19 protein-coding genes and 2 pseudogenes are annotated in these 26,872 nt (G+C 69.7%); 8 read left to right on the top strand and 13 right to left on the bottom strand.

All coding sequences use genetic code 11. From position 1 onward, the window contains the following. Together ACFJIX_RS17015 and ACFJIX_RS17010 are read right to left on the bottom strand one after the other, a co-directional pair. On the bottom strand, window positions 1-8,250 hold the full coding sequence (locus ACFJIX_RS17015) for a beta strand repeat-containing protein (protein ID WP_377152992.1): 8,250 nt from the start codon (window positions 8,248-8,250) through the stop codon (window positions 1-3). A gap of 5 nt (window positions 8,251-8,255) precedes the next feature. Next, window positions 8,256-9,956: a ShlB/FhaC/HecB family hemolysin secretion/activation protein gene (locus ACFJIX_RS17010; RefSeq protein ID WP_377152990.1), complete on the bottom strand. Its 1,701-nt coding sequence runs from the start codon at window positions 9,954-9,956 to the stop codon at window positions 8,256-8,258. Between the two features lie 178 nt (window positions 9,957-10,134). On the opposite strand from ACFJIX_RS17010, the gene ACFJIX_RS17005 reads away from it, so the two are divergent. Then, the gene (locus tag ACFJIX_RS17005; protein ID WP_377152988.1) at window positions 10,135-10,863 is read left to right on the top strand and encodes a response regulator; all 729 of its coding nucleotides are present in this window, start codon (window positions 10,135-10,137) and stop codon (window positions 10,861-10,863) included. 59 nt (window positions 10,864-10,922) lie between these two features. Then, a complete protein-coding gene (locus ACFJIX_RS17000) occupies window positions 10,923-12,824 on the top strand; it encodes a sensor histidine kinase (protein ID WP_377161821.1) in 1,902 nt (633 codons plus the stop codon). Window positions 12,825-12,868: 44 nt separating this feature from the next. Here the strand turns inward: ACFJIX_RS17000 and ACFJIX_RS16995 are convergent, their stop codons facing one another. The 3 genes from ACFJIX_RS16995 to ACFJIX_RS16985 are packed head-to-tail and all read right to left on the bottom strand — an operon-like array spanning window position 12,869 to window position 14,881. Then, entirely contained in the window at window positions 12,869-13,315 is a 447-nt protein-coding gene (locus ACFJIX_RS16995) for a group II truncated hemoglobin (protein WP_377152986.1), read from the bottom strand. Between the two features lie 37 nt (window positions 13,316-13,352). After that, window positions 13,353-14,165, bottom strand: coding sequence for a MinD/ParA family protein (locus tag ACFJIX_RS16990; RefSeq protein ID WP_377152984.1), 813 nt, complete (start codon window positions 14,163-14,165; stop codon window positions 13,353-13,355). After that, entirely contained in the window at window positions 14,162-14,881 is a 720-nt protein-coding gene (locus ACFJIX_RS16985) for a GGDEF domain-containing protein (RefSeq protein WP_377152982.1), read from the bottom strand. Before ACFJIX_RS16985 ends, ACFJIX_RS16990 begins: the two co-directional genes overlap by 4 nt. Before the next feature lie 185 nt (window positions 14,882-15,066). Between ACFJIX_RS16985 and ACFJIX_RS16980 the strand changes: the two genes are divergently transcribed. The 3 genes from ACFJIX_RS16980 to ACFJIX_RS16970 all read left to right on the top strand — a co-directional run bounded on the left by ACFJIX_RS16980 (window position 15,067) and on the right by ACFJIX_RS16970 (window position 17,851). Continuing rightward, window positions 15,067-15,936 (top strand): CheR family methyltransferase, encoded by an 870-nt coding sequence (locus ACFJIX_RS16980; RefSeq protein ID WP_377152980.1) that lies wholly within the window; start codon window positions 15,067-15,069, stop codon window positions 15,934-15,936. Between the two features lie 58 nt (window positions 15,937-15,994). After that, a complete protein-coding gene (gene cheD, locus ACFJIX_RS16975) occupies window positions 15,995-16,666 on the top strand; it encodes a chemoreceptor glutamine deamidase CheD (protein WP_377152978.1) in 672 nt (223 codons plus the stop codon). A 69-nt stretch (window positions 16,667-16,735) separates the two neighbouring features. Further along, on the top strand, window positions 16,736-17,851 hold the full coding sequence (locus ACFJIX_RS16970; RefSeq protein ID WP_377152976.1) for a chemotaxis response regulator protein-glutamate methylesterase: 1,116 nt from the start codon (window positions 16,736-16,738) through the stop codon (window positions 17,849-17,851). A gap of 129 nt (window positions 17,852-17,980) precedes the next feature. Here the strand turns inward: ACFJIX_RS16970 and ACFJIX_RS16965 are convergent, their stop codons facing one another. After that, entirely contained in the window at window positions 17,981-18,358 is a 378-nt protein-coding gene (locus tag ACFJIX_RS16965; protein ID WP_377152974.1) for a hypothetical protein, read from the bottom strand. Between the two features lie 276 nt (window positions 18,359-18,634). On the opposite strand from ACFJIX_RS16965, the gene ACFJIX_RS16960 reads away from it, so the two are divergent. After that, the gene (locus ACFJIX_RS16960; protein WP_377152971.1) at window positions 18,635-19,516 is read left to right on the top strand and encodes a LysR substrate-binding domain-containing protein; all 882 of its coding nucleotides are present in this window, start codon (window positions 18,635-18,637) and stop codon (window positions 19,514-19,516) included. On the opposite strand, the gene hemW is transcribed toward ACFJIX_RS16960, so the two are convergent. From hemW to ACFJIX_RS16935, 5 genes and pseudogenes are all read right to left on the bottom strand, one after another. Next, window positions 19,482-20,666 (bottom strand): radical SAM family heme chaperone HemW, encoded by a 1,185-nt coding sequence (gene hemW, locus ACFJIX_RS16955; RefSeq protein WP_377161819.1) that lies wholly within the window; start codon window positions 20,664-20,666, stop codon window positions 19,482-19,484. The two genes, ACFJIX_RS16960 and hemW, sit on opposite strands and share 35 nt — an antisense overlap. Window positions 20,667-20,676: 10 nt before the next feature. Beyond that, a complete protein-coding gene (gene rdgB / locus ACFJIX_RS16950; protein WP_377152969.1) occupies window positions 20,677-21,282 on the bottom strand; it encodes an RdgB/HAM1 family non-canonical purine NTP pyrophosphatase in 606 nt (201 codons plus the stop codon). A 33-nt stretch (window positions 21,283-21,315) separates the two neighbouring features. Then, window positions 21,316-22,049, bottom strand: a pseudogene (gene rph, locus ACFJIX_RS16945) (ribonuclease PH). A gap of 20 nt (window positions 22,050-22,069) precedes the next feature. Continuing rightward, on the bottom strand, window positions 22,070-22,969 hold the full coding sequence (locus tag ACFJIX_RS16940; RefSeq protein WP_067275106.1) for a PP2C family serine/threonine-protein phosphatase: 900 nt from the start codon (window positions 22,967-22,969) through the stop codon (window positions 22,070-22,072). Continuing rightward, window positions 22,966-23,934 (bottom strand): serine/threonine-protein kinase, encoded by a 969-nt coding sequence (locus tag ACFJIX_RS16935; protein ID WP_058936168.1) that lies wholly within the window; start codon window positions 23,932-23,934, stop codon window positions 22,966-22,968. The genes ACFJIX_RS16940 and ACFJIX_RS16935 overlap by 4 nt, the downstream gene beginning before the upstream one ends. Window positions 23,935-23,965: 31 nt before the next feature. Between ACFJIX_RS16935 and ACFJIX_RS16930 the strand changes: the two genes are divergently transcribed. Then, on the top strand, window positions 23,966-24,883 hold the full coding sequence (locus ACFJIX_RS16930; RefSeq protein WP_377152966.1) for a YicC/YloC family endoribonuclease: 918 nt from the start codon (window positions 23,966-23,968) through the stop codon (window positions 24,881-24,883). A 46-nt stretch (window positions 24,884-24,929) separates the two neighbouring features. Here ACFJIX_RS16930 and ACFJIX_RS16925 read toward each other — a convergent pair whose 3' ends face one another. Next, window positions 24,930-25,346, bottom strand: a complete 417-nt coding sequence (locus tag ACFJIX_RS16925; RefSeq protein ID WP_377152964.1) for a FadR/GntR family transcriptional regulator — start codon at window positions 25,344-25,346, stop codon at window positions 24,930-24,932. Further along, on the bottom strand, window positions 25,346-25,636 hold the full coding sequence (locus ACFJIX_RS16920; RefSeq protein ID WP_377152962.1) for a FadR/GntR family transcriptional regulator: 291 nt from the start codon (window positions 25,634-25,636) through the stop codon (window positions 25,346-25,348). The genes ACFJIX_RS16925 and ACFJIX_RS16920 overlap by 1 nt, the downstream gene beginning before the upstream one ends. A gap of 223 nt (window positions 25,637-25,859) precedes the next feature. On the opposite strand from ACFJIX_RS16920, the pseudogene ACFJIX_RS16915 reads away from it, so the two are divergent. Then, window positions 25,860-26,869: pseudogene (locus ACFJIX_RS16915) on the top strand (zinc-binding alcohol dehydrogenase family protein). Window positions 26,870-26,872: the final 3 nt, after the last annotated feature.

Here is a 26,872-nt window from a genome sequence, read left to right as displayed (position 1 = left end):
TCAACGGCCGGTCGGAGAGACGTAGGTGACCTTGCCGTCCACCACCGCCAGCTGGACGCCCATGCCCGCGGCCATGCCGCGCAGCGCGGCTTCCTCGCGCTGATTGGCGCCCGCGAAGTCGGAGTTGTGGGCCATGTCGACGGCAGCTTGCGGATTGGTCCGGAGCAGGTTCAGGAACGTGGCCTGGTCGGTCTGTTCCTTCTTGATCAGCGCCTGCGTGCGGTTGATCATCGAGCTGTAGCTGTTGTAGAAGGCCTGCATGCTGTCCCAGGTCTTGCGGACCCCTTCGTCGTAGAGATAGTTCCACGGGCGATCACGCCAGCGGGCGTTCTCGTCCAGGTACTTGAAGCGCGCCGCCGCATCGGTGATCGACGCGGCGTACCTGGAATCGGCCGCCGAGTAATGGTTGTCGGGCTCGCTGTGATTCATGCCGAAGACGCCGAGCACCGTGCGACCCACGACGTTGTCGGTCATCGCCTCCGCGAGACCCATCGGATTGATCGAGAAGTTCAGCGACAAGCCCAGCCCGCCGAAGCCCAGCTGCGCGCCCAGGTCCAGCGACACGCTGATCGCGCCGTCCGAGATGCCGATCGAGTAATTGAAGGTGCCACCGATCGATCCCGGCGTGTAGACCGTGGCGCCGCCGCCGACCGAGCCGGTGCTGCCCGTCACCCCGGCGGCGACGCCGACCGAGGAGCCGACGCCGACCGCGTTGTCGAAGCGCTGCACCACGCGGCCGTCGCGGAGCGTGTACTGCTCGTCGGCGCGGGCGAAGACGAAGGTGCTCACTGTCGTGTTCAGCCGCGCATCGCCCAGGCCGCTGATGTTGCCGCTCACGCCCGTCTGCGCGGTCACGCCCGCGCGCGCCTCGGCGCCGATCTGCACGCCGTTGCGGCCGAGGTTCCCGATCACATACGCCTCGCCCTGCGCCCCGACGGTGACGTAGCCGGGGCCGCTGGTGATGGTCACGTCGACGTGGCCGCTGGCGTTGGCCTCCAGCTTCACGCCGGTGATGCCGAACTTGGCCAGGCCGCTGATCTCGCCGCTGGCCTGCGTCGACAGGTCGACGCCGCCGATCGCCACGCCGGTCTCCACGACGCCGCTGGCCGAGCCGCTGACACCGCCGCCTCGCGGTCCGATCGTCACGTCGCCGGCAACGCCCGTCCCGGTGATGTTGCGGCCGAAGTCCTCGGTCTGGCCCGTCTTGCCGCTGTGGACCCAACCGCTCAGCGGCGGCGGCACCACGGTGGGCGCGGGCTGCGGCAGCGGCGGGATCGTCGGGATCTGCTGCGCCGTGTCGCTGAAGCTGCCGCCCAGCATCGCCGACGTGAACACGTCCAGGGTCCCGGGCTCGCTGACGGTGTAGGGCAGTCCGCTGTAGCCCGGACCGATGATCTGGAAATCCCTCGCGTCAGCGCCGGCCAGGCCGGTGACGCGGAAGACATATCGCCCCGGCACCAGTTGGCTGAGGTCCTTCACGGGCTTGCCCTGCGGATCGTAGGCGGTCACCACCGGCTGGACGTCCGGGCCGCTGAAGGGGCCGTCCGGCCCGCGCAGCGTGGCGATGCCCGGCGAGCCGACCAACTGGTTGAAGTAGATCGCGCTCGTCACGCTGTAGCTCAGCGGCATCGGGCTGATGGTCAGCAGGCCCGGCAGACTGCCGCTGTCGGCCACACGGTAGTTCTTCGCCGCCGGACCGGTCAGACCGGTCACGACCTTGAAGTACTGACCCGCGTGGGTGTAGCGATCCGCCGCCAGTGCGTTGCCCGCGAAATCGACCAATCCGATCGTGCCGTCGATCGCGTCGCCCGGCAGCACGTTCACGAAGGTCGGCCTGCCGAGGTTCACGCCGTCGCCGAACACTGCCCAGGGCGTGCAACCGCTTCGGGAGCAGTTGCTCATGTACCCGCCGTAGGTGTAGCCCGACGGGCCGATGCCGTAGGTCACCGGCCGCGGCGCGACGGTCAAGGTCCCGCCGAGGAGGCTCACCGCATAGTTGCTGTTCTGCGCGCCGGTCAACGAGCCGGTCCAGCCGTGGCCGCCGGCGTCCAATCGCGGCGCATAGATCAGCGGATCGTTGCCCTTGCCGACCGCCTGGCTCTGCAAGTCGCCGCCGGCATCGACGCGCACGCCGACGTCGTCGCCGGCCAGCACGCCCGTCAGCGCGCCTAGCCGGGCCGGATCGCCGTACACGCTCGCCACGGTCGCCGGCGTGAAGACCAGCGATTTGCGGGCGATGCTCAACGGTGCCGTCGCGCCATCCGTCGAGACGAAGCGATAGTTCTTGCTGAGGTCGATGACACTGTCCGGGCGGCCCACCTGCTTCAGGCCGAGCATCACCTGCAGGTAGTCCCCGGCGGCGGTGCGTTCGCCGTAGTTGATCTCGCCCGCGGTGTTGACGACGTGGAAATCGGGCTTCACCCACAGGGCGTCGTTGCGGATCAGTCCCGACACCGACACCGCCGGCGCGACGTAGGTGCCGTAGACGGTGCTGATCGCGTCGATGGAGACGGTGACCGGCTTGGGCGCGACGGTGATCACGGCGATGCCGGTGGAGCCGCTGGCCGTGTAGTAGTTCGCCGCGTCGCGTCCCGAGAGCCGCGCGACGTAGAGGTAGCTGCCGACGTTGAGCTTGTCGTCGATCGCATACTCGAAGCCCGGACCGACGGTCCGTCCCTGCAACTGCGTGGCGACGGCCACCGTCCCCAGGTTGACCTCGTCGCCCGGGAGGATCCCGGTGGTCAGTTGCAGTGCCGGCAGGCCGCTGCCGTAGAGGATGTCCAGGCTGCCGCTGTCCAGCGAGCGACCGATCTCGCGCTTCAGGACGTTGACGTAGCCCGTGTTGGACGCGGGCAGACCAGGCAGTATCAGGTTGCCGGGGGCGATCGTGTAGTTCGCGGCGTCCGCGCCGCCCAGTCCGTCGACACGGACCGGGTACCGGCCCGCCGGCGTCCGTTCCCACAAGCTCACCGGATCGAAGAGGCTGGTCAGCGCGGCGACCTGGTCGCCCGACAGCACGCCGTTGACGCTGCTGGTCGGCATCCGCGGCACGTCGCCGTAGGTGGAGGTCGTGTCGGGGGTCGTGACGGTGACCGGCTTCGGCCGCACGACGAAGTCGCCGAACGACGGCCGCAGCGTGTAGTTGCCCGCATCGGCGCCTTGCAGCGCACCGCTGGTGGGGTAGCTGCCCACCGGCAGTCGCGCGGGCGCCGTCGTGACGTTGCCGCCGGGCAGCGTCAGCCAGGCGTTGACGGACACCTGGTCGCCGGGCCTCAGCTCGCTCGACAACGAGGACCGGAAGCTGTACAGGTCCGAGCTGCCGTAGGTGGACAGGTTGGCGAGGCTGTTCGGCCCCTGCAGCCAGGCGGATCCGGTGATCGCGATCGGGCTCACCGTGAGCGTCGCGCCCCGGTTGCCGGTGCCGGCCATCACGTAGTTGCCCGCGTCGGCGCCGGTCAGGCCGGTGCCGGTCATCGTGTAGGTGCCGACGTTGAGCGCGCCGCTGCTGGATCGCGGCATCGACGAGACGCTCGTGGCGACCGAGACCTGGTCCCCCGCCAGCACGCCGTTGACGGCCCCTCGCGCGATCGGCAGGTCCGAGCCGACCATGCCGTAGGTCGGATTGAAGGTGGAGAACGTGCCGTCCGGCGCGATCGTGCCGTATCGGACGTTCTGGAAGTAGCCGTCGACGGTGACGGTCACGAGCTTGGGCGCGACGGTCAACATGGCCGTCGTCGAGCCGACGTCCGTCGTCACGTAGTTGGACGCGTCCGCGCCGGCCAGGCTGCGCAGGCCCAGCGTCCAGCGGCCCGCGCCCGTCCGGTCGGTCGGCGCGGTGCCGGTGGCCAGCAGCGCGGCGGGACCGGCGCTCACCGAGTCGCCGGACAGCACGCCCAGCAGCGACGCGGCGCCGATCGTCGCCGCGGTGCCGTAGGTGCCCGTCGCGTCCTGCGCGATGTAGCTGATCGGACGCGGCTGCACGGTCAGCGCGCCGGCCGTGTTGCCGGCGGTCGCCAGCACGTAGTTCGGGTTGCCGGTGATGGCGGTGACCGCCTCCGTGTAGACGCCGGCATGCGTGCGATCGGTCAGCGCGACCGGCGTGGCGCCGGACAGCAGCGCCGTCGTGTAGCCGACCGTGTCGCCCGTGAGCACGTTGCCCAGCGTCACCGCGCCCAGCGTGGCAAGGTTGCCGTAGACCGAGCTCGCGTTGGCCGTCGAGAAGCTCACCGGCCGCGGCGCCACCGTCAGCGCACCGACGGCGTTGCCGGTGCCGGCCAGCGTGTAGTTGCCCGCGTCCGCGCCGGTGAGCGCGTTGACGCCCGCCCACCAGGTGCCGCCCACGGTCGGCCGCGCCACCACGGCGCCGCCGCCGTCCAGCGCCGTCAACAGCGCGCCGACGCTGTCGCCCGGCAGCACGCCGGCGAGCAAGGTGGCGTTGCCCGCGACGGTGGGCATGTCGCCGTAGATCGCGCTGCCGGCGGACACGCTCCAGCTCAGCGTTTTGGGCGAGACGATCCAGCTCGCCGGCGCATTGCCGCTCGTCGCGATCACATAGTTGCCGGCGGCCGCGCCGGTCAGCGAGGCGGTCGTCGCGCCGAACGTGTACGTGCCGGCGCGCGTGGACGCCGACAGGGATTGCAGATTGCCGCCGATGTCGATCCTCGGCAGGGCCTCGACCTCGTCCGCACCGACGATGCCGCTCAACACAGGCCTGCTGGCGACGGGCGAGGCGCCGTAGACATTGCCGCCGCCGGTCGCCACATAGGTCAGCGGCTTGGGCTTGACGATGATGTCCAGCGCCGAGTTGCCGCTGCCGGCGATGACGTAGTTCCCGGCGTCGGCGCCGGTGAGGCCGGCCACGCTGGTGACGTAGTGACCCACGGGCCATGCCGAGGAACTGCCGATGGCCGCGCGGGGCTCGATGACGTCGAAGCGCTGCGTGCCGACCACGGCGTCCCCCGACAGCAGGCCGACGAGCGCCGGCGTCTGCAACGTCTGGCCGTAGATCTGCTCGAGGCTGCCGCCGACGTAGGTGATCGTCTTGGGCGCGACGACGAGCCGTCCCGGCGCATTGCCGCCGGAGGCCAGCGTGTAGTTGCCCGCCTGCGCGCCGCTCAGGCCCGTCACGATCTCCGCATAGGTGCCGGCGCGCGTGTTCGGGGCCAGCGAGAACGGCGTGCTGCCGTCGGCGCTCGACGCGACGATGCCCGTCACGACGTCACCCGAGAGCACCCCGCCCAAGCTGGCGACGCCGAGCGTGGCCAGCGTGCCATAGACACTGCTGATATCCGACACCGACCAGGTGAGCGCCTTCGGATCGACGCGGAACACCCCGTCGCTGTTGCCGCTCACGGCGAGCACGTAGTTCGACGCCGCGGCACCGGCCAGCGCGGTCACGGAGGCCGCATAGTTGCCCGCCGCCAGGCGCGCGCTCGCCGCAATCGGCGAACCGCCCGAGCTCAGACCCACCACGCCGTTCACGTCGTCGCCGGAGAGCACGCCGGTGAGCACCGAGATCGGCAGCGCCGACGCGGTGCCGTAGGTCTGCGCCGCGTTGCCGACGAAGAAGCTCACCGGCTTGGGCGCGATGGTGAGGGACGAGCTCACGCCGCCGCCCAGGTCGATCGCGTAGTTGGACGCCGCCGTGCCGCCCAGACCCGTCAATGCGAAGTTCCAGGACCCGGCGCCGACGCGCTCGCCGAAGCCGTAGCCGCCGCCGTTGGCGCTCATCACGACGCCGCCCTGCCCGCTCAGCGTGGCGATCGGCGCGACGCTGTCGCCGTTGACGATGCCCGCCAGGCTCACGACCGACGCCGGCGTGCCATAGACGTAGTTGCCGGCGGAGACCGTCGGCGTCAACGTCCGGCGCGTGATCGTCAGCGGCAGCGTGGCGCTGCGCATGTCGACGAAGAAGTTGCCGAGGACCATGGGATCGAACGCCGCCGCGCCGGTGCCCGCCAGCGTCAGCGTGCCGCTGCCCGCGCCCGCCGTCACGCCGGGACCGCTGACCGACAGCGAGCCGGACAGGAACAGCCCGTCCAGCGTCGCCGCCGGACCGCCCACCTGATGCACCGGCGCGCGGCCGAGGTGCTCGGCGTCGGGATCGGCATCGCCGTAGACGCGGGTGACCGCGCCGCCGACGCTGTTGCCGAGCGCCACGCGCGTGGCGTCGACGCTGCCCAGGCGCGCCAGACGCGTGACGATGCCGTCCTCGACGAAGCGGAACAGGCCTTCGCCGACGATGCTGTCGGTGGCCTCGGTGGTCCAGTCGACGACATGGCCCTCGACCCGGCTCCCGCCGCTGACCTTCAGCGCGCCGCTCAGCGTCGCCGTGCCGGCGACCGAGACGTTGCCGCCGATGACGATCTCCACCGGCATCGGGCCGCCGGAGCTGGCCGTCGGCATCACCGTCGCCGACAGCGATTCGCCCGCGAAGGCACCCAGCCGCAACGCCCCGGCGCTGCGTTCGGTGTTGCCGGCACCGTCGGCCATCAGCAGCGTCAGCGGACCGTTGTCGGTGATGAAGTTCGCGTTGCTCAGGTCGAGCGAAGCGAGCCCGGCGCCGCGCTCCGCGTTGACGACGCCGTGAGCGGCCGTGTCGTTGGCGGTGATGGTCCAGTGGCCGCCGCCGTTGCTGAAGGCGCCGCTGAGCATCACCGAGCGGCCCGCCGCCAGCGTCAGGTCGCCCGCCGCCGCGCCGCCGGGACCGCGGGAGATGCCCGTGAAGAAGGTCGACCAGGTGATGTCCTGGCTGGCCTGCAGACGCACGTTGACACCAGCGCCCAGCAGCGACGCGAGGTCGCCGGAATTCAGGGTCGTCGTCCCGCCGGGGTTGTCGTTGAAGCCGATGTCGCCGGGCGACGTGGCCGCCGCCGCGTCGCCGATGACGATGTCCTGCGGGTCCAGCAGCAGCCGCGCGCCGCGGCCCAGCAGCAACCGGTCCAGCGCCACCGCCTGCACGGTGGACGCGGACGAGATCTCCACCGCGCCGCCCGCGACCGCGCCGTGCGCATCGAGTCGACCCAGCATCCGGGTGGCGCTCGCGCTCCACACGATCGCGGTCCCGCCGACGCCTGACGCGCCGTGCGCGGCGACGTCGATGCGGCTGTCCGCGTCGATGCCGACGCGGTCTGCGGCTGCGAGCAGCGGCAGCACGCCGAAGCGGCCGAGGTAGCGCCCGTCGGTGTCCGCCAGCGCCGCGTCCGCGCGTCCGCCCTGGAACGATCCGCCGACACGCACCAGGCCGCCGCGCGTCGCGCCGCTGGCATCGAGCGTTGCGCCGGCAAGGGCCACGTCATGCCCCGTGACGTCGATGCGCCCGCCACCCGCCGTCGCCGAGGACGCATCCAGCGTGCCGCCGACACGCACGGTGCCGCCGGCCCCGCCGTCGAGCACGATGGACCCGTCGACGCCGGAGAGCGTGGTCGCGCGGATCGTGCCGGGCAGGTGGATCGCTTCGCGCAAGGCCTCGCGCACCGTCGACGCGCGCAGCGCGACCAGACCGGCCTCGATGCGGCCGCCGTTGCCGATCAGTGGCCGGCTGTCGCCGTCGACCGCGTCGGCCGGCAGCATCACCTGCAGGAAGCCGTCGCCGGAGAAGTCCAGCGTCGCGGCCGAGGCGCTGCCCAGCGCCACCTTGCCGAGCGGGGCGAGGATCAGGCCGTCGTTCTCGACCCGGCCGCCCAGCAGTGCGACCTGACCGCCCTCGCCGGTGACGATGCGTCCCTGGTTCAGCACGTTGGCGCCGCGGCCGTTGAAGCGCAGCCGCCCGGCCATGAAGTCGTCGTCGGACAGGCCCAGCGTCGAGGCGACGAAACCGGCCCGCGTATCGACGAGGCCGGTCGCCGTGATCGCGATGCCCTGCGGGTTGATCAGGAAGACGCTGCCGTTGGCCTTCAGCGTGCCGGCGATCTCGGAGCCCAGCGGGCCGGTGACGACGTTGAGCGTCGCCGCCTGCCCGTTGGGCTGGTTGAAGTTGACGACGCCGCCCGCGCCGATCGAGAACGCGTCCCAGCGCAGCACCGCGCGCTGAGAGTTCTGCTGAATGTCGAGCCGGTTGCCGTTCGGCGCGACGATCGTGGCCTGACCGGCGCTGACACTGCCGCCTTTCGGCAGGACGGGCAGCACCGGCAGTGACGCCGTCTGCGCGCCGGCCAGCGGCATCAGGCCGGCCAGGATGGCGGCGGTCAGCGCGGTCAGGCGCGGACGGGTCTGCGCCGAGGCGCGGGAGGAGTGCGGGGAGCGTGTCATGGTCGTCAGAACTGGACTTGCGCTTTCACGAACGCCTGGAACTCGTCCAGGCCGAAGGGGCGGTAGCGGCGGCGGCCGGCCTCGATGGAGAGCTCGGCGCCGCGCCAGCGCGTGCGCAGGCCCGCGCCGCCGGACGCGGCGAGGCGGTGGCCCTGCGTGCCGGCGAACTCCGACCACGGACGGCCCAGCGCCGCGAAGACGTAGGGCTGCAGTTGCAGGCCCGCGCCGCCGACGGTCGGCGTCCAGGCCCGCGACAGCTCCTGGCGCAGGGTCCAGCCGTTGTCGTCCGAGATCGCCCCGGACCGGAAGGTCGACAGCGCGTCCTCGCCGTCCAGGCTGAACAGCTCGGCGCTCGGCAGCACGTGGCCGAGCGCGCTCTGCAGCCGCGCCGAGGTGCGCGCGCCCAGGCCCCAGGGCAGCTCGACATCGGCGCTGGCGTTGAGCTCCAGCTTCGTGAAGTAGGGCCTCGCGCCATAGCGCGACACCGGCATACCGGTGGCCGCGATGTCGGCCGCGGTGCGGGCGCCGAGTCCGGGCAGACCGCGCGACAGCGTCGCGCCCAGGCGCAGCCGGGCCGACTCGCCGTTGCGGACGTAGTCCGCCGCGATCCGGCCGACGCGCAGCTTGTCCTCGCTCATGACGAAGTCGAAGTCCGGCAGCGAGTCGATCTGCCGGCTCGCGTCGACACTGCCCGTGAGGGTCAGTTCTTGCGCCCGCGTCAGCAGCAGCGGATAGATCAGGCGCAGGCTGTAGCGTTCGAGCTGGCTGCGCGAGCGAAGCGCGCCGGCGGGCGCCCGCGGCTGCGTGTCGGAGACGGTGAATTCCGGGTTGAGGCTCAGGCCGTCGGCCGTCAGCGGCAGGATCGCCCCGCCGCCGAGCACCCGTCGCGGCGCGTCGTCGCGCCAGGCGGTGCCCCAGTCCTTGCCGCCCGACACGTAGGTGTAGAACTGCTCGCCGCGGCCCAGCGCCTGGTTCAGGCGCAGCTGGACCGTCGTCTGCCACGGCCCCAGCGACTCGCTCAGGCGCCGGTCCGCCGAGACGGTGATCGCGGAGCCGGCGTGTTCGCCTTCCAGCACCAGCACCGTGCCGCCGACTTCCCGGCCCGCGCCCAGCGCGCTGCGCATCTGCAGGCCGGGCCCGCGACCCGCCAGCGTCAACGCGCGTTCCAGCGCCTCGCCGCGCAGATGCCGTCGCCCCAGCAGGCCCGCCAGCGTCTGCTCGACGGCCCGGCGCGCCCGCTCAGGCACGGCCGTGGCATCGATGCGCTCGAGGTAGCCGTCCACCACGCGCAATTCGAAGACGCCGCCGTCCTTCACCTGCTGCGGCGGCACGACCACGCGCACCAGCGGATAGCCGGCCTCGCGGTAGAGCGCCTCCACCGCGTCGGCCAGTTGATAGAACGCGGCCACCGTCTGACGTTGACCGCGAAGCGGCGCCGCCAGCGCCGCGGAGGCCGCGGCCAGTTCCGGGAAGCCGTCGCTGAAGCGCACCTCGTCGACGCTGACCTGCAGGTCGCGCGCCTGCGCCGGCACCGCGTTGGGCGCGGGCACCGGCAGCGGCGCGGCGGACGCGGCCGGCTCGGGCGGGCGCAGATCGCGCGGCGTGACCTGCGGCGCCAGCGGCGGCGGGCTCTGCTGGGCCAGCGCCGCGCCGGCGGCCAACGCCAGGGCGGTGCCGCCGAGCACGGCGGAACGGAATGGACGCATGCGGATTCCCTCGGACCGTCGGCCTCTGCGCGGGCGGTCCCTCGTTGTTCTTGCTCGTTGTTCTTCTCTCGTGGAGGCTGTCGTGGCAGCGGCGCGATCGTAGGCGCGGCCCCTCCCGGGAGGCGTAGAACGAACGGACTACACGGCCACCTCCCGGGCGCCAGACAATCGCCATCCGATGCAAACCGCACACGTCACCACCCCCGCCGCGCCCCTCCCGGCCGCCACCGCCGCCGGCTCTCCGTACGATGCGCTCATGACGCTCATCCACGTGATCCTGGTCGAGGACGATCCGGGCTTCGGCGACGCGCTGTGCCACGTCGTGGAGGACTCGCCCGGCATGCGCCTGGCGGGCCGCGCGGTCACGCGCGCCGAGGGCCTCGCGCTGCTGGCCGGTCCGCCGGCCGACGTGCTGCTGGTGGACCTGGGCCTGCCCGACGGCTCCGGCATCGACGTCATCCGCGCCGCCGCGCGCGACTGGCCCGCGTGCCACATCATGGTCAGCACGAACTTCGGCGACGAGACCCACGTGATCCGCTCGATCGAGGCCGGCGCCTCGGGCTATCTGCTCAAGGACAGCGCCCCGGCGCGCATCGTCGAGGAGATCCGCAGCCTGGCCGCCGGCGGCAGCCCGATCAGCCCCATCATCGCCAGGAAGGTGCTGTCGCGTTTCCGCCAGGACGCCGCGCGCGCCGTGCCGGCCGAGGCCTCGCCGCTGTCCGTGCGCGAGAACGAGGTCCTGGGCCTGATCACCAAGGGCTTCTCGACCGCCGAGATCGCGGACCTCATGGCGCTGTCCCCGTTCACCGTGCGCAGCTTCGTGCGCCGCATCTACGGCAAGCTGAAGGTCAGCTCCAAGGCCGAGGCCATCTTCGAGGCGCGCTCGCAGGGATGGCTGCCGGAGTGACGCCGTCCCGCTCTTCCCCCCGCCCCTCCCCGATCGCGTGGCTGGTGCTGCTCGTGTCGCTGGTGCTGGCGGCGGTGGTCGCCGCGGTCGCGTTCGGCGCCTTCATCGACCGCGCTTTCAGCCCCGCGCTGCACCTGACGGAGGCTGACTGGCAGGTTTCCGAGCATGCCGGACGAGTCGCGCCAACGGCGACCCTGGACGCCGCCGCCTTGCCGCAGGACTGGCATCCGGTGTCGCTGCCGCTGGCCTTGCCGGTGGCGCTGCTGGGCCAGGCCGAGGCCGCGCGTGAAGGCGACGCGGCCGTGCGCACGACCTGGCTCCGCGTGCGCGTGCCGCCGGCACCGCGCGGCTTGCTCGCAGGCCAGCTGGGCCTCTACGGTGCGCGCATCAAGACCGACGGCACCATCGCCGTCTATGCCGACGGCCGCCTCGTCCATCGCGCCCAGGAACAGGGTCCGCTGTGGAACAGCACCCGCACGCCGCTCTGGGTGTCGCTGGAACCGCCCGAGGACGGCCGGCCGGTCCATGACATCCTGATCCGGCTGGAGCACACCAGCCGCAGCCAGGTCGCGGTCTCCAGCCTGTGGCTGGGGCCCGTCGATGCGCTGCGCGCCCGCCATCACCTGCGGGCCTGGCTGCAGCTGGAACTGCCGGCGATCCTGGGCGCGGGCTTCGCGGCGATCGGCGTCTTCGCGCTGTTCGTCTGGATCCGCCGCCCGCACGAGACCGGCTACCTGCTGTTCTTCAACCTCGCGGCGACGTCCTACCTGCGCGGGCTGCATTTCTACGTCTCGCTCCCGGTCGCCAACGACGCCTTCGCCTGGCTGACCGTCAACTCGCTGTTCTGGCTGGTGACCGTCGTCCACTTCTTCCTGCGATCCCTGCACGGCCAGCCGATGCGGGGCATGACGCGGGCGCTGGTGGCGGTGACGGTGCTGGTCGGCGTGGCGACGCTGCCGCTGCCCGGCCTGCTGCCCAACACGCCGCGCGTGACGCCGCTGCTCTACCTGGTGGTGGCGGGCATGGGCATCGTGGTCGGCACCGCGGGTGCGCGCGCGGCCTGGAAGAGCTCCGGCGAGGGGCGGCTCGTGGCCGCGGGCATCGGCGTGTGCGTGCTGCTGGGGATGTCGGACTGGGCGCTGCAGAACAACGTCGTCAGCCCCGAAGGCTGGTACCTCGGCGCCTACGCCAATGCGGTGGCGCTGACGGTCTTCGGCCTGCTGATGTACCGCCGATACGTGCAGGCGATCGCCACCGTCGAGGACCTCAACGCCAGCCTGGCCGAGCGCCTGGCCGCGCGCGAGGCCGAGCTCGACGAGAGCCACCGCCGCCTGCGCGAGATCGAGCGTCGGCAGGCCGTCAGCGACGAGCGTCAGCGCCTGATGCAGGACATGCACGACGGACTGGGCGCGGCGCTGATCGGCGCGATCCGGAGCGCCGAGCGCGGCGCGCTGCCCGAGCGCGACGTGGCGCGTGTGTTGCAGGACTGCCTCGACGACCTGAAGCTGACGATCGATTCGATGGAGCCGGTCGAGGCCGATCTGCTGCTGCTGCTCGCGACCTTGCGCTTCCGGCTGGAGCCGCGGCTCGAGGGCAGCGGCGTCGCCCTGCGCTGGGACGTGCGCGAAGTACCGCAGCTGTCATGGCTGGAACCGTCGAGCGCGCTGCACATCATGCGCATCGTCCAGGAGAGCATCGCCAACGTGCTGCGCCACACGCGCGCATCGGAGATCTGCCTGAGCACCTCCACCCACGAAGGCGGCGTGCGCGTGGAGATCGTCGACAACGGCCAGGGCTTCGACGCGGCCGCCGAGCTGGCCGGCGGTCGCGGGCGCGGCCTGCAGAACCAGCAGCGCCGCGCGGCGGCGATCGGCGCGCGCGTGGACTGGCGATCGGGCGCCCAGGGAACGCGCTTCAGCCTGTGGTTGCCGCTGGCACCGCGAACCGGAGATCCCGCGTAGTCACCGATCGTCGCGGCTCACGCCGTTCGGCGCCCGACCACGCTTCAGACGTTGCGCATCCAATCCGCGGTATTCGCGAACGAGGCGGCCAGACGCCGCTGCAGCTCGACGTCGAGCTCGCACTCGGCCATCGCCTGCGTCATCGCCGTCATCCACTGGTCGCGCTCGGCGATGCCGATGCGGTAGGGCATGTGGCGGGCGCGCAGGCGCGGATGGCCGAAACGCTCGACGAAGTGGTCCGGCCCGCCCAGCCAGCCGCAGAGGAACCAGAACAGCTTGTCCCGCGAGCCGTCCAGCGTCGTCGGGTGGATCGCCCGCAACTGCGCGAAGCGCGGCTCCAGGTCCATCAGGTCGTAGAAACGGTCGACAAGACGCCGCACGGCGTCCTCGCCGCCGACCCACTCGAACGGGGTGGCGGGAGCGGCGCCCGTCGGGGTGTCCTCGGTGCTCGCCGTGTCGTCGGCGGCACCGGTATCGGTGGAATCGGTCATCAGGAAGCGGGGAGCAGGAAGCGCGAGGCGGAGGAGGTCAGGCGTGACCCGCAGAGTATTCCAGCACCTTCGACGCAAGTCCGCGGATCCCCTGCGCCGCGTCGCAGCCGGGGTAGTGCTCCAGCAACAGCTGCCGCTTGAGCACGGCCTGCCGCACCATCGGGTCGTTCTTGACCTCGCCGAGCAGCTCCAGCTTGAAGGTCTGCCCCGGCGTCGGTCCGACGAAACGCTGCAGCACCTGCTGCAGCTGGCCGCAGATCAGCTTGCCCTCGCCCGGCCGGTTGGCCTGGTTGACGATCAGGCGCACCAGGCGGCGCTCCTGCTGGGTCGCGAGCACCTTGATCGTGGCGTACGCGTCCGTCAGCGAGGTCGGCTCCGGCGTCGCGACGACGAGCACGTCATTCGCCATCGACACCGAGAACAGCACCACGTCCGAGATGCCGGCGCCGGTGTCCAGCAGCACGTAGTCGAAACGCGGCCGCACGACCTCGAGGATGTGCAGCAGCTTGTCGCGCACGTCGGGCGTCAGCCGCGAATACTCGACCATGCCCGAGCCCGCCAGCAGCACGTGGAAGCCGCCCGGCGCCGGCAGGATCGCCTGCTCCAGGGTGCAGCGCTCGGTGAAGACATCGTGCAGCGTGAGCTTGGGATGCAGGTTCAGCACCACGTCCAGGTTGGCCAGGCCGAGGTCGGCATCCAGCACCAGCACGCGCTCGCCGCGCGCGGCCAGGGCCGCCGCCAGGTTGGCGGTGACGAAGGTCTTGCCCACGCCGCCCTTGCCGCTCGTGACGGCCAAGGTGCGAGCGCCTCCGCGGGCATGGGGTGCAGCAGGAGCTGTTGTATTGCTCATTCACTATCCTGTTGCGTTACGGCGAACAACATGCCCTTTTCCTCGGCGCTCACCAGCGAGTCCACATGGCTCTCGAGGCAGGCGCGGTTGCGGCCTTCGGCCTTGGCGCGGTAGAGCTGGCGGTCCGCCCGCTCCGTCCAGATCAGCGTCGACGACCGCACCCACTGCGGCGCGAACGCCCCGCCGATGCTGATCGTGCAGGTCAGCGGCGCATGGCCGGCGCCCGCGCTGATCGCCAGCGCCTGCACCCGCTGCCGGATGCGTTCCGCGACCGTCACCCCGAACGACGTCGGGCAGTTGGGCAGGATGATGGCGAATTCCTCGCCGCCGATCCGCGCCACCGTGTCCATCGGCCGCACCGTCTGAGCGATCGACTGGGCGACCGCGCGGATCACCATGTCGCCGGCCGCGTGGCCGTGCTGGTCGTTGACCGCCTTGAAGTGGTCGATGTCCAGCATCAGCAGCAGCGCCGGTTCCCCGGACCGCGCCACGCGATCGACCTCGCGGCCCAGCGCCATCTCGAAGCTGCGGCGGTTGACCAGCCCGGTCAACGCGTCCTTGCTGGAGAGATCGCACAAGGCGTCGAGGATGCCCTGCAGCCACGGCTCCGAATACGGCTCCGCGTCGGGCAGCATCGCACCGGCCTGCTGCAGCAGCTGCAGGGCCAGGTCCAGGCGCAGCTTGTGGGCTGCAATGAGACTTTGCGGAGCGTCCAAGGTCAGATCAGGCAATTTCGAGGGCAGTCTAGCGGCTTCCCCCTCAAATGAGCGCGCAGAAAAGAGGGGTTCCCCCCACCTCTTTCACACATCAAATGGACCAAACACAATCAAACTAGCATTGTCGACAATGGTGATCACCCGGTGCTACGGCATCTCCTCTTCGAAGAAAACCAAACAGCCCCATGCGCCAAGGTCAACCGGTCTCGCTCGCGGCCCCGTCGCCGGTGGAGGCGATCGATCATGAGTTCAGCTTCAGCAAGGCCGACTTCGAACGCGTCCGCCAGCTGATCTACCAGCACGCCGGCATCTCGCTGCACGACGGCAAGCATGCGATGGTCTACAGCCGGCTGTCGCGCCGCCTGCGCGACACCGGCTACAAGAGCTTCGCCGACTACCTCCAATGGCTGGAGGGCATCACCGGCCCGCAAGGCGACCAGGAGTGGCAGGAGTTCGTGAACTGCCTGACCACCAACCTGACCTCGTTCTTCCGCGAGGACCACCACTTCACGTCGCTCACCGACGACCTCAAGACGCTCACCGGCAAGCCGATCCGCATCTGGTGCTGCGCGGCATCGACGGGCGAGGAGCCCTACTCCATCGCCATGACCTGCCAGGAATCGCTGGGCGCGAACAGCGGCGTGCAGATCGTCTCCAGCGACATCGACACCAACGTCCTGAACACGGCGCGCAAGGGCGTCTACGCGGCCGAGTCCCGCGGCCTGTCGCCGCAGCGGCTCAAGCAGTTCTTCCTGCGCGGCACCGGCGCCAACGAGGGCCGCATCCGCGTCCGCCCCGAACTGGCGAAGATGATCGACTTCCGCCCGCTGAACCTGATGCACGCCTCGTGGTCGCTGGGAGATCCCTTCCACGTCGTGTTCTGCCGCAACGTCATGATCTATTTCGACGCCCCGACGCAGCGCAAGGTGCTGGAGCGCATCCACAAGGTGATGCGTCCGGGCGGGCTGCTGTTCGTCGGACATTCCGAGAACTTCACCGATTCCCGCGATCTCTTCCGCCTGCGCGGCAAGACGATCTACGAGCGCGTCGGCTGATCGCCGCGAACGATCCGCCGCACGACGATCCGAAGAACCCCCATTCAGCGACACCCCCATGACCCTGCCCTCCGCCTCCTCCGCGATGCAGCAAAGCGCGGCGCTGGCCAGCGCCGGCGCGGCCCGCGTGGCCCAGCTCAAGTCGGTGACGCGCAAGAACGGCGAGGCGTCGTTCTTCTTCTACGAAGCGCATTTCAAGAACGCCGCGGTCAAGGTACTGCCCGGCGAATACTTCGTCGACAACGACGACCTGCTGGTCATGACCACGCTGGGCTCGTGCATCGCCGCCTGCCTGTGGGACCGCCACGCCCAGATCGGCGGGATGAACCACTTCATGCTGCCCGAAGGGCACGGCGAACTCGGCCGTTACGGCTCGTTCGCGATGGAACTGCTGATCAACGAGATGATGAAGCGCGGCGCCTCCAAGAGCCGCATGGAAGCGAAGATCTTCGGCGGCGGCGCGGTGATCGCCGGCATGAACACGATCAACGTCGGCGAGCGCAACACCAACTTCGTCATCGATTTCCTGAAGCTCGAACGCATTCCCATCGTGTCCAAGGACGTGATGGACGTCTACCCGCGCAAGGTGTGTTTCCTGCCCAAGAGCGGCAAGGCCATGGTCAAGCGCCTGGCGCCGACCAACACCGATGCCCTGGTCCAGCAGGACAAGGCCGCGGCGCAACAGGCGCAACCGGTGGCGAGCACCGGCGGTTCGATCGATCTGTTCTGAGAAGACACTGACACCACTGAGGCAGCACGGAGCAGCAGCGTGCCCGGAAGTACCGAGGAGTAAGAACCAATGGCCAAGACCACCGTCGTCGTCGTCGACGATTCCGCGCTGGTGCGGAGCATCCTGACCGAGATCATCAACCGCCAGCCCGACATGCAATGCATCGGGGCCGCCAGCGACCCGCTGGTCGCGCGGGAGATGATCCGCAACCTCAACCCTGACGTGATCACGCTCGACGTCGAGATGCCGAAGATGGACGGCCTCGACTTCCTGCAGCGCCTGATGCGCCTGCGACCGATGCCGGTCGTGATGGTGTCGACGCTGACCGAGCGCGGCGCCGAGGTCACGCTGAAGGCGCTGGAGCTGGGCGCGGTGGACTTCGTCGCCAAGCCCAAGATCGGCGTGGCCGACGGCATCCGTGCGCTGGCGCAGGACATCACGGACAAGATCCGCATCGCGGCGAAGGCGCAGATCCGGCGCCTGCACGCGCCGGGCCCGGCCGCCGCGCCGGGCGCCCCCGCCCCGGCGGGAGGGGCGACTCCGCCGCTCAAGCCCGCCTCGCCGATCGCGAGCCTGGGCCGGTTGTCGACCGAGAAGATCATCTTCATCGGCGCGTCGACCGGCGGCACCGAAGCGACCAAGGACGTGCTGATCAACCTGCCGGCCGACTGCCCGGCGGTCTGCATCACGCAGCACATGCCGGCGGGCTTCACCCGCAGCTACGCGGCGCGCCTGGACGGCCTGTGCAAGATCCGCGTGAAGGAAGCGCAGGACGGCGAGCGCATCCTCCCCGGCCACGGCTACATCGCGCCGGGCGGCATGCACTTCAGCGTGGAGCGCTCCGGCGCCAACTACATCGCCCGCGTGCAGGACGGCGAGGCGGTGAACCGCCACAAGCCGTCGGTGGAGGTGCTCTTCAACTCCGCCGCGCGCGTGGTGGGTCAGAACGCGCTGGGCATCATGCTCACCGGCATGGGCGCCGACGGCGCCAAGGCGATGAAGACGATGAAGGACGCCGGCGCCTACAACCTCGTGCAGGACGAGGCGACCTGCGTCGTCTTCGGCATGCCGCGGGAGGCGATCAACGCCGGCGCCGCCGACGAGGTGCTGCCGCTGCACCAGATCGCCACGCGGCTGATCGAGCGCCTGCGCAGCACGGCGGGCATGTCGATGAACCGCGTGTGATGTGCGGTTGATCGGCGGTTGAATGGCGGTTGAATGACGGTTGACCGGCGGTTGACCGTCACTTCCCGGCGGGGATGTCCTCGCCGGACACGAAACGGGCGCCGACGAGGCGCCCGTTTGCGTTTGGGCTCATTGCGCGCGGCCCTTCTTGTCTTCGCTGGTCCGGTCGCCGGTCCGGTTCACAGCCGGCTGCACGCGAGGCGCCATGGCGCCCTGGCGATCGTTGGCCGCGGCGACCAGCGTCGCCTGCCGGGCGGCCTGCTCGCGCGCCACGCGCTGCGCCTCCACCCTGGCGACGCGCTGCTCTCGGGCGGCGATCTGCAGTTCGGCGTTGACGTCGTTGAACGCGTTGGCGTTCGAGACCAGCGCCAGCGCCGAGACGATCGCGATCAGCACGGTCAGCGCCGGGCCGATCACCGGGAAACGCGCCCACGGCGAGTAGGCGTAGCACGGCACCTGCGGGGTCACCCGGGCACGGAGGCAGGAGGTGATGTCGGGCTCGTTCATGGTCGTTCCTTCGTTCATCGGTGGGAGTTTTGGATCAGTGCTGGTAATGCTAGATGCCCAACAAGCTGTCTCCAAACGCTATATCCTTGCCTCCTTGAGTAGCCAAACTTTCCAACGAGTCGCTACAGTCGCCCTCGCTTTCCCTTCCCGTTCTCCCGGAGGACACCCGATGCGACTTCCCCGCCTGCCGCTCCAGTACCTGGCCGCCTTCCGGGCCGCCGCGCTGCACCAGAACCTGCGCGCCGCGTCCGAGGAACTAACCTGACGCACTCCGCGGTGAGCCAGCAGATCCGTGCGCTGGAACTGCAGCTCGGCTTCCCGGTCTTCGATCGACAGGGGCGACGCGTGGTGTTGAACGCCGCCGGCGCAGCCCTGCTGCGCGGCGTGGAGCGCGCCTACCAGGAACTCGACCAGGGCCTGCGCGCCGCGACCTCCGCGCACGGCGTCGGGCAGCGCAGCCTGCGCGTGACGGTGCTGCCCTCCTTCGCGCAGCGCTGGCTGCTGCCGCGGCTGGGCCGCTGGCACGCGCGGCATCCCGAAGTGACGATCGAGATCGAAGCGACGGCCCGGCTCGTCGACCTGGAGCGGGAAAAATTCGACATCGCGTTGCGGCAGGGCCTCGGCCCCTGGCCCGGCCTGACGAGTGAACCGCTCTTCGACCTCTCGATGCTGCCGGTCGCGTCGCCCGCGTTGGCGCACCAGTTGATCGGGCAGCCGCTGGAGGCGCTGGCCCAGGCGCCGTTGCTCGGCGATCCGGCGCAGTGGGAGGACTGGTTCGCGCAGGCCGGATTGCGGCGCCAGGTCGTGCCCGTCGCCATCTTCAACGACTTCGGCATCCTGCTGCAGGCGGCCGAGCAAGGCATGGGCGTCGGCCTGACGCGCGAATTGCTGGCGGCGGATGCGCTGCTCGACGGCCGTCTCGTCCGCGTCGCGCCTCGGCAGGCGATGCTCAAGGAGCCGCAGCGGTATCACATCGTCTACGCGCCGCAGTCGCGCGAGGAACCTGCCGTGCGCGCCTTCATCGACTGGCTGCACGAGGAGACCGCGCAGTCGCGCGCGGCGCTGGACGGGTCGATGACCTGCCTGGCGACAGGCCGTGTCACGGGCCCGGCCACCGGCAAGGTCACGATGCCAGAAACAGTTCCTGCAGATCGCTGAGGAAATCGAAGCCGCGCGGTGTCGCGCGGATCACGGCCGGATCGGGATCGAGCAGCCCCTTCGCGCGGCCTTGCTCCATCGCCTTGGCGATGGCTGACGGCGGCAGGCCGGTGCGCTCGAGGAAGCTCTGCAGCGTCACGCCCTCGCGCAGACGCAGCGCGTTCAGCATGAACTCGAAGGGCAGCTCGTTGCGGGCGACCTCGTTCTCGTTGGACACGGCCTGCCCCTCGGCCGCCTTCTGCATGAAGGTGGCGGGATCGCGCCAGCGGACCTGCCGCAGCAGCCGGTGCGCGAAGCTGAGCTTCGTGTGCGCGCCGGCGCCGATGCCGAGGTAGTCGCCGAACTGCCAGTAGTTGGTGTTGTGCGTGCAGCGATGGCCATCGCGCGCATAGGCCGAGACCTCGTAGCGCGACATGCCCTTCGCGCCGGTGCGCGCGGTGATCAGGTCCAGCATGTCGCTGGCGAGATCAGGATCGGGCAGATGCTCCGGCGGCGAATTCGCGAAGCGCGTGTTGGGCTCGATCGTCAGGTGATAGACCGACAGGTGCGGCGGATCGAACGCCAGCGCGATGTCCAGGTCCTGGTCGAGTTCCGCCAGCGTCTGCCCCGGCAGCGCGTACATCAAATCGATGTTGAAGGTGCCGAAGGAACGGGCCGCCTCCTCGATCGCCGCGCGCGCCTGCGTGCCGCTGTGGATGCGCCCGAGCGCGTGCAGCTTGGCGTCGTCGAAGCTCTGCACGCCGATCGACAGCCGCGTCACGCCCGCCTGCGCGAAGCCGGCGAAGCGGTCCTTCTCGAAGGTGCCGGGATTGGCTTCCATCGTGATCTCGCAGCCCGGCTCCAGCGGCAGGCGCGCGCGCAGGTCGGAGATCAGCTCGGCGATCTGCTCCGGCGCGAACAGGCTGGGCGTGCCGCCGCCGATGAAGATCGACACGACCGACCGGCCCCAGATCAGCGGCAGCGCCGCTTCCAGGTCCGAGCGCAGGGCGGCGAGGTACTGGCGCGCGGTCTCCACGTCGAGCTCGCGCCCGTCGCGGTATTCATGCGAGTTGAAGTCGCAGTACGGGCACTTGCGGATGCACCACGGCAGGTGCACGTACAGCGACAGCGGCGGCAGCGCCGACAGCGTCAGCGTGCCGGGCCGCATCATGCGGATGATGTCAGCCAAGGTGCCAGCTCTCGCGCATCTGGCGCAGCAGGTCTTGCGACGCGAGCGCGCGGTGGCTCAGACGGTTCTTCGCCTCGGCGCCCAGCGCCGCGACGCTCTTCCCGAGTTCGGGAATGAACAGCAGCGGGTCGTAGCCGAAGCCGCCCTCGCCTTCCAGCGCATGCAGGATCTCGCCGTGCCAGCGGCCCATGGCGATCAGCGGTTCCGGGTCGTCGGCCGAGCGCACGGCGACCAGCGCGCAGACGAAGCGGGCGCGCCGATCCTCGATGCCATCGAGCTTCTCGAGCAGCACACGATTGTTTTCGGCGTCGCTCTTTTCGCGGCCGAACAGCGTCGCGTAGCGCGCCGACAGCACGCCCGGCATGCCGCCGAGCGCATCGACGGCCAGGCCCGAGTCGTCCGCCAGCGCCGGCAGGCCGCTGGCCTTTGCCGCGTGGCGGGCCTTGGTCAGCCCGTTCTCGACGAAGGTGTGGAAAGGCTCTTCCGCCTCCGGAATGCCGAGGCTGCCCTGCGTCACGAGCTCGATGCCCAGCGGCTCGAACAGCGCCTGCAATTCCTTCAGCTTCTTCGCATTGTTGGAGGCCAGGACCAACTTCATCGCTTGCTCCAATCGACGGAGATTACTGGGCAGTCACTTCAGGCCGAGCGCCTCGCGCTGCGCGACGAGCAGCTCGCGGATGCCCTTCTCGGCGAGGTTCAGCAGCACGTCGACCTCGGCGCGCGTGAACGCGACGCCTTCGGCCGTGCCCTGCAGCTCGACGAAGTGTCCCGCACCGGTCATGACCACGTTCATGTCGGTGTCGCAGGCGGAGTCCTCGACGTACTCGAGGTCCAGCAGCGCCTGGCCGTCCAGGATGCCGACCGAGATCGCGGCGACCGCGTCCTTCAGCGGCGACGCGGTGATCTTGCCCTGCGCGATCAGCCAGCTCACCGCGTCATGCGCGGCCACGTAGGCGCCGGTGATCGCCGCGGTGCGCGTGCCGCCGTCGGCCTGCAGCACGTCGCAGTCGATCTGGATCGTGCGCTCGCCGAGCTTGGACAGGTCGAACACCGCGCGCAGCGCGCGACCGATCAGGCGCTGGATCTCCTGCGTGCGGCCGGTCTGCTTGCCGCGCGCGGCCTCGCGGTCGCTGCGGGTGTGCGTGGCGCGGGCAGCATGCCGTACTCGGCGGTGACCCAGCCCTCGCCGCTGCCGCGCTTGTGCGGCGGCACCTTCTCTTCGACGGAGGCGGTGCACAGCACCTTGGTGTCGCCGAACTCGATCAGCACCGCGCCTTCGGCGTGGCGGGTGTAGTGGCGGGTGATGCGGACCGGACGCAAGGCGTCCGCCGCTCGCCCTTGCGGGCGGCTGGCGTTGCTGCTCATGAGGAAATCCTTTGGTGCCTTCAGTGGGGCTTCTTGCCGGCCTTGCGGATCGCGTCCTGGATCTCGCGCACGGCGGAATCGATCTCGGCTTCGTCGAGCTGCACGTCCTGGGTCGCCCCATGGATCGTGGAGGCGAAGCCTTCCTGGTCCAGGTCCTGCGTGGAGATCGAGTCGGGGGCATCGCCCTCGCCTTCCCACTCCACGGCCAGGGCCGTCACATTGTCGCTGCGCGCGCCGGCCTGGCGCAGGGCCTGCTCGACGAGCTCCGGCACCGCGTCGCCGACCGAGCGGCTGTCGGACATGTGGCGCAGGATGTCCACGTCGCTGACCGAGCTCCACAGCCCGTCCGAGCACAGCAGCATGCGGTCGCCGTTCTGCAGCAGCACCGGGCCGTTGACGTCGATCATCGGTTTGCCGGGGCTGCCGAGACACGTGAACAGCACATGGCGGTTGAAGCGCTCGGCGCCGGTCGCGTGGCGGCCCAGCGCCTCCTGCAGCTCGCTGTAGGAGTGGTCCCGCGTGCGGGCGATCAGCTCGGTCTCCCGCAGCAGGTACATGCGGGAGTCGCCGCAATGCGCCCACCAGATCTGGCCCTGTTGCATCAGCCCGACGACGATGGTCGTGCGCGGCGTGTCGTTCATGCCGCGCTGCTGCGCGTAGGTCAGCAGCTGCTGGTGCGCAAGCAGCACGGCCGTCTCCAGGAACTGCGACGGCTCCTTGATCACCGGCTGCGCGTCGCGCTGGAACAGCGCCGCGACGTTCTGGAGCGCCAGATGGGCGGCGACCTCGCCGTCCGGATGGCCGCCCATGCCGTCGGCCAGCGCGAAGAGACCGGCCTCGCGGGTATAGCAATACCCCATGCGGTCTTCGTTCTTCTCCCGGCCGCCACGGCGGCTCACCTGGTAGACGGAGAACTTCACGCCTTCGCCCCGGTCTTCAGGTTCTCCAGCTGCAGCTTGAGGCGCTCGCTGAAGCTGAGCTTGGTGTAGCGGCGCTCGGTCTCACGCGAGAGCTCCTTCTGCAGCGCGAAGACGCTCTGCGGACGGGTCAGCGGATCGAGCGACATGCACCACTCGGTCACTTCGAGCAGGTTGTCGGAATACACGTTGCGCAGGCGCGAGAGCGACAGCCCGAGGCGGTCCTTCTCCAGGCGCTGCGGCGCGTCGTTGGGCGGATAGCCCTGCATGCAGGCGTAGATGCAGGCGCCGATCGCGTAGATGTCGGTCCACGGGCCCAACGAGCCATCGCGTCTGTACATCTCGGGCGCGGCGAAGCCGGGCGTGTACATCGGCCGGATGAAGTTGCCTTCCTTGGACAGCACCTCGCGCGCCGCGCCGAAATCGAGCAGCACCGCCTTGTTGTCGTTGGTGATGAAGATATTGGCCGGCTTGATGTCCAGGTGCAGCATCTTGTGCTGGTGCACGATGCGCAGGCCCTTGAGGATTTCGTCGAAAAGCGACCGGATGGTCGATTCCCGGAACACCTTGTCACGCTTCAAATCGCGCGCGGTCACGATGAAATCCTGCAAGGTATCGCCCTGCAGGTAATTCATGACCATATAGACGGTCTCGTTCTCGCGCAGGAAATTCAGCACCGAGACGACGCTCGGATGCGAAATCTGCGCGAGGGAGCGGCCTTCCTCGAAAAAGCTGCGCAACCCCAGGCGGTATAGGGGCTGCTTCTCCGGTTTCACGCGAGGCGTGAGTTCTCCGGGAGATCGTTCTGCAAGGGACGAGGGGAGGTATTCCTTCAGAGCGACCAAGTGATGGTCGGGGTCTTCGGCGAGATAAACCACGCCGAATCCACCCGCAGCCAATTTCTTGATGATCTGATAGCCCCCCACCACCGTGCCTGCGGGCAAGGGCGCCGGTTTCGGCTTTGACATAATCGCGGTTCGATTGTTCTACCGATAGCTGATGCCAGTTTACAGCATGACCGGTTATGCCAGCGCCACGGCACAACCCGCGAACTCCGGCGAAACCCCTAGCCCGGCCACCCAACCTGCGGTCACGGTGGAGGCGCGCTCGGTGAACGGACGCTTCCTCGACCTGAGCTTGCGCATGCCCGACGAGCTGCGCTCGCTCGAGCCGGCCCTGCGCGAGCTTGTCTCGGGCAGCGTCAAGCGAGGCAAGATCGAACTGAGGATCAACACCCATCGAGACACCGACAATTCCTGGCCGAACCCGCAGCCAGAGCAGCTCAACCGGCTTTCGCGGCTGGAATCGCAGGTGCAATCCTGGCTGCCGAAAGCGCAGGGGCTGAGCGTCCAGGAAGCCTTGAACTGGTGCAAGACCGGCGCGACGGGCGCCTCGGCGAACGACGAGACGGTGCTCGACGCCGCGCGTCAATGCATCCAGGGATTCCTCGAGGCGCGTGAGCGCGAAGGCGGCAAACTGGTCACGATGCTCAAGCAGCGCGTCGCCACTTTGCGGGACCTCGCCACACAAGCCGAGCCGCTGATCCCGGCCGCGGTGCAACGCCATCGCGAGCGTTTCCTGGAACGCTGGCAGGAGGCGCTGAGCGCCACCAGCGCCACGCAGACGATCTCCGAGCAGACACTGCAGGAGCGCGCCGTCAACGAGGCGGCCGCCTACGCGCTGCGCATCGACGTGGCCGAGGAGCTCACACGGCTGCGCTCGCACCTGGACGAGATCGAGCGCCTGCTCAAGAAGGGCGGCGAGGTCGGCAAGCGGCTGGACTTCCTGATGCAGGAACTGCACCGCGAAGCCAACACGCTGGGCTCGAAGGCCGCGGCCATCGAGCTGACCAACATCTCGGTCGAGATGAAGGTCGCGATCGAGCAGATGAAGGAACAGGTGCAGAACATCGAGTAGCTCTGCGGAGGTCCTCCGCCGACATGGCGGTCATCGCACGAAGGTGTCAGGACCATTCCTTCCGGGCCGCCAGCCAGCGGTCCAGCGATGACTGCAGATGCGAGCGCATGGCGGTCTGCGCTGCAAGCACGTCGCGGCTCTCCAAGGCGCGCAGGATGACCTCGTGCTCGCGCACCGCGTCCATCCAGGTCCGCACGCTCTCCGACCGGACACTGAGCTGCACGGAGATCGGACTGTGACGTTCGTCGAACAACTCGCGAACGAGCCGTTCCATGACCGAGTTGCCGGTCATCGCGGCAATGGCCAGGTGGAATTCGCGGTCTTCGTCCATCGGGGACCGCCCCTTGGCGATCGCCGCGCGCATGTCGCCGATCGCCTTTGACACCTGGGCAAGCCCGTCGGGCGTGGCGCGTCCACAAGCGAGCGCAACGATCGAACCTTCCAGCGCCGAACGGGCCTGCATCAGTTCGATCGGGCTTTCCCCAGCGAATCGCTCACGGGCGCCGCCCGCTCCGCCCCGGCGCAGACATAGACGCCGGCGCCCATGCGCACCTCCACGCTGCCTTCCACTTCCAACGCGATCAGCGCCTCGCGCACCGACGGCCGCGAGACGCCCAGTCGTTGCGCCAGGTCGCGTTCCGGCGGCAGCCGCGCGCCGACCGCGTAGTCGCCCTGCTTGATGAGACCGCGGATCTGGTCGGCGATCTGCTGGTACAGACGCCGGTTGTCGACGGGTTTGAGCTGACTGATCAAAGGCGGATCCCCTGCCGAAGGCCGAGGCCGATTGGCCTTACCAAAGTGATGCGCCACAGTGTATGCGCTCGCCTGGCACCACCTCCCTCACCGGGTACGGCCCTCATTTCCAGGGCGCCAGGGTAAGTACGGTCAGGCCAATTTCATCAATCTCGTAAAGTGGCCTGACCAATAGGGTGCTCCGGTTCCTGGGACGGTGGCATCGCGACACAAGGACCGCCTCATGCTGACCGTGATCTGCGAGACACCCGGCACGCTTCGCGCCGAAATCGCCCGATGCCGCTGCGCGGCGATGACGAGGTACTGCTGCGCGTCAAACGCGTGGGCGTCTGCGGCACCGACCTGCACATCTTCACCGGCGACCAGCCCTACCTGAGCTATCCGCGCGTGATGGGGCATGAACTGTCGGGCATCGTCGACCAGGCGCCGGCCAACAGCCCGCTGGCGCCTGGCGATGTGGTGTACGTGATGCCGTACCTGTGCTGCGGCACGTGCATTGCCTGCCGCCAGGGCCGCACCAACTGCTGCGCCAACCTCCAGGTGCTGGGCGTGCACCGCGACGGCGCGTTCACCGAGTACCTCACGGTGCCGCAGCGCTTCGTGCACAAGGCCGAAGGCGTGTCGTTGGACCAGGCGGCGATGGTGGAGTTCCTCGCCATCGGCGCCCACGCGGTGCGGCGGGCCGACGTGAAGGCCGGGCAGCGCGTGCTGGTGGTCGGCGCCGGCCCGATCGGGATGGCGGCGATGATCTTCTCGAAGTTGCGCGGCGCCCAGGTCACGGCGCTCGACACGCGGCGCGACCGGCTCGACTTCTGCATCGCGCAACTGCACATGGCGGCGTCGGTGCAGATCGCCGATGACGACGAACAGCAGTTGGCGCGGCTGACCGACCACGAGTTCTTCGATGTCGTGTTCGACGCCACCGGCAATCCGAAGGCGATGGAGCGCGGCTTCAAGTTCGTCGCTCACGCCGGCACCTATGTGCTGATCTCGGTGGTCACTGCGACGATCGGCTTCTCGGACCCGGAGTTCCACAAGCGCGAGACCACGCTGCTCGCCAGCCGCAACGCGACGACCGAAGACTTCGAGACCGTGCTCGACGCGATGCGCGCGGGCCAGATCCCGGACGCGGCGCTCAACACGCACCGGCTCACGCTGGTCGAGGTGCCGACCGACTTCAAGCACCTGCTGGACCCCGCCCGAGGCGTCGTCAAGGCCATCGTGGAGTGCTGAGCG

Origin of the sequence: Roseateles sp. UC29_93, from assembly GCF_042695725.1 — a bacterium.
Classification (GTDB): Bacteria; Pseudomonadota; Gammaproteobacteria; order Burkholderiales; family Burkholderiaceae_C; genus Roseateles; species Roseateles noduli_A.
The sequence above is the reverse complement of the archived record's forward strand: the minus strand, read 5'-3'. Positions and strand labels throughout refer to the sequence as shown.

Bases quoted from the DNA above. Each gene is read 5' to 3' on its own strand.
- ACFJIX_RS17015 (WP_377152992.1), bottom strand. From the start codon at position 8,250: ATGACACGCTCCCCGCACTCCTCCCGCGCCTCGGCGCAGACCCGTCCG.
- ACFJIX_RS17010 (WP_377152990.1), bottom strand. From the start codon at position 9,956: ATGCGTCCATTCCGTTCCGCCGTGCTCGGCGGCACCGCCCTGGCGTTG.
- ACFJIX_RS17005 (WP_377152988.1), top strand. From the start codon at position 10,135: ATGCAAACCGCACACGTCACCACCCCCGCCGCGCCCCTCCCGGCCGCC.
- ACFJIX_RS16995 (WP_377152986.1), bottom strand. From the start codon at position 13,315: ATGACCGATTCCACCGATACCGGTGCCGCCGACGACACGGCGAGCACC.
- ACFJIX_RS16990 (WP_377152984.1), bottom strand. From the start codon at position 14,165: ATGAGCAATACAACAGCTCCTGCTGCACCCCATGCCCGCGGAGGCGCT.
- ACFJIX_RS16980 (WP_377152980.1), top strand. From the start codon at position 15,067: ATGCGCCAAGGTCAACCGGTCTCGCTCGCGGCCCCGTCGCCGGTGGAG.
- cheD (WP_377152978.1), top strand. From the start codon at position 15,995: ATGACCCTGCCCTCCGCCTCCTCCGCGATGCAGCAAAGCGCGGCGCTG.
- ACFJIX_RS16970 (WP_377152976.1), top strand. From the start codon at position 16,736: ATGGCCAAGACCACCGTCGTCGTCGTCGACGATTCCGCGCTGGTGCGG.
- ACFJIX_RS16965 (WP_377152974.1), bottom strand. From the start codon at position 18,358: ATGAACGAGCCCGACATCACCTCCTGCCTCCGTGCCCGGGTGACCCCG.
- hemW (WP_377161819.1), bottom strand. From the start codon at position 20,666: ATGATGCGGCCCGGCACGCTGACGCTGTCGGCGCTGCCGCCGCTGTCG.
- rdgB (WP_377152969.1), bottom strand. From the start codon at position 21,282: ATGAAGTTGGTCCTGGCCTCCAACAATGCGAAGAAGCTGAAGGAATTG.
- ACFJIX_RS16935 (WP_058936168.1), bottom strand. From the start codon at position 23,934: ATGTCAAAGCCGAAACCGGCGCCCTTGCCCGCAGGCACGGTGGTGGGG.
- ACFJIX_RS16930 (WP_377152966.1), top strand. From the start codon at position 23,966: ATGCCAGTTTACAGCATGACCGGTTATGCCAGCGCCACGGCACAACCC.
- ACFJIX_RS16925 (WP_377152964.1), bottom strand. From the start codon at position 25,346: ATGCAGGCCCGTTCGGCGCTGGAAGGTTCGATCGTTGCGCTCGCTTGT.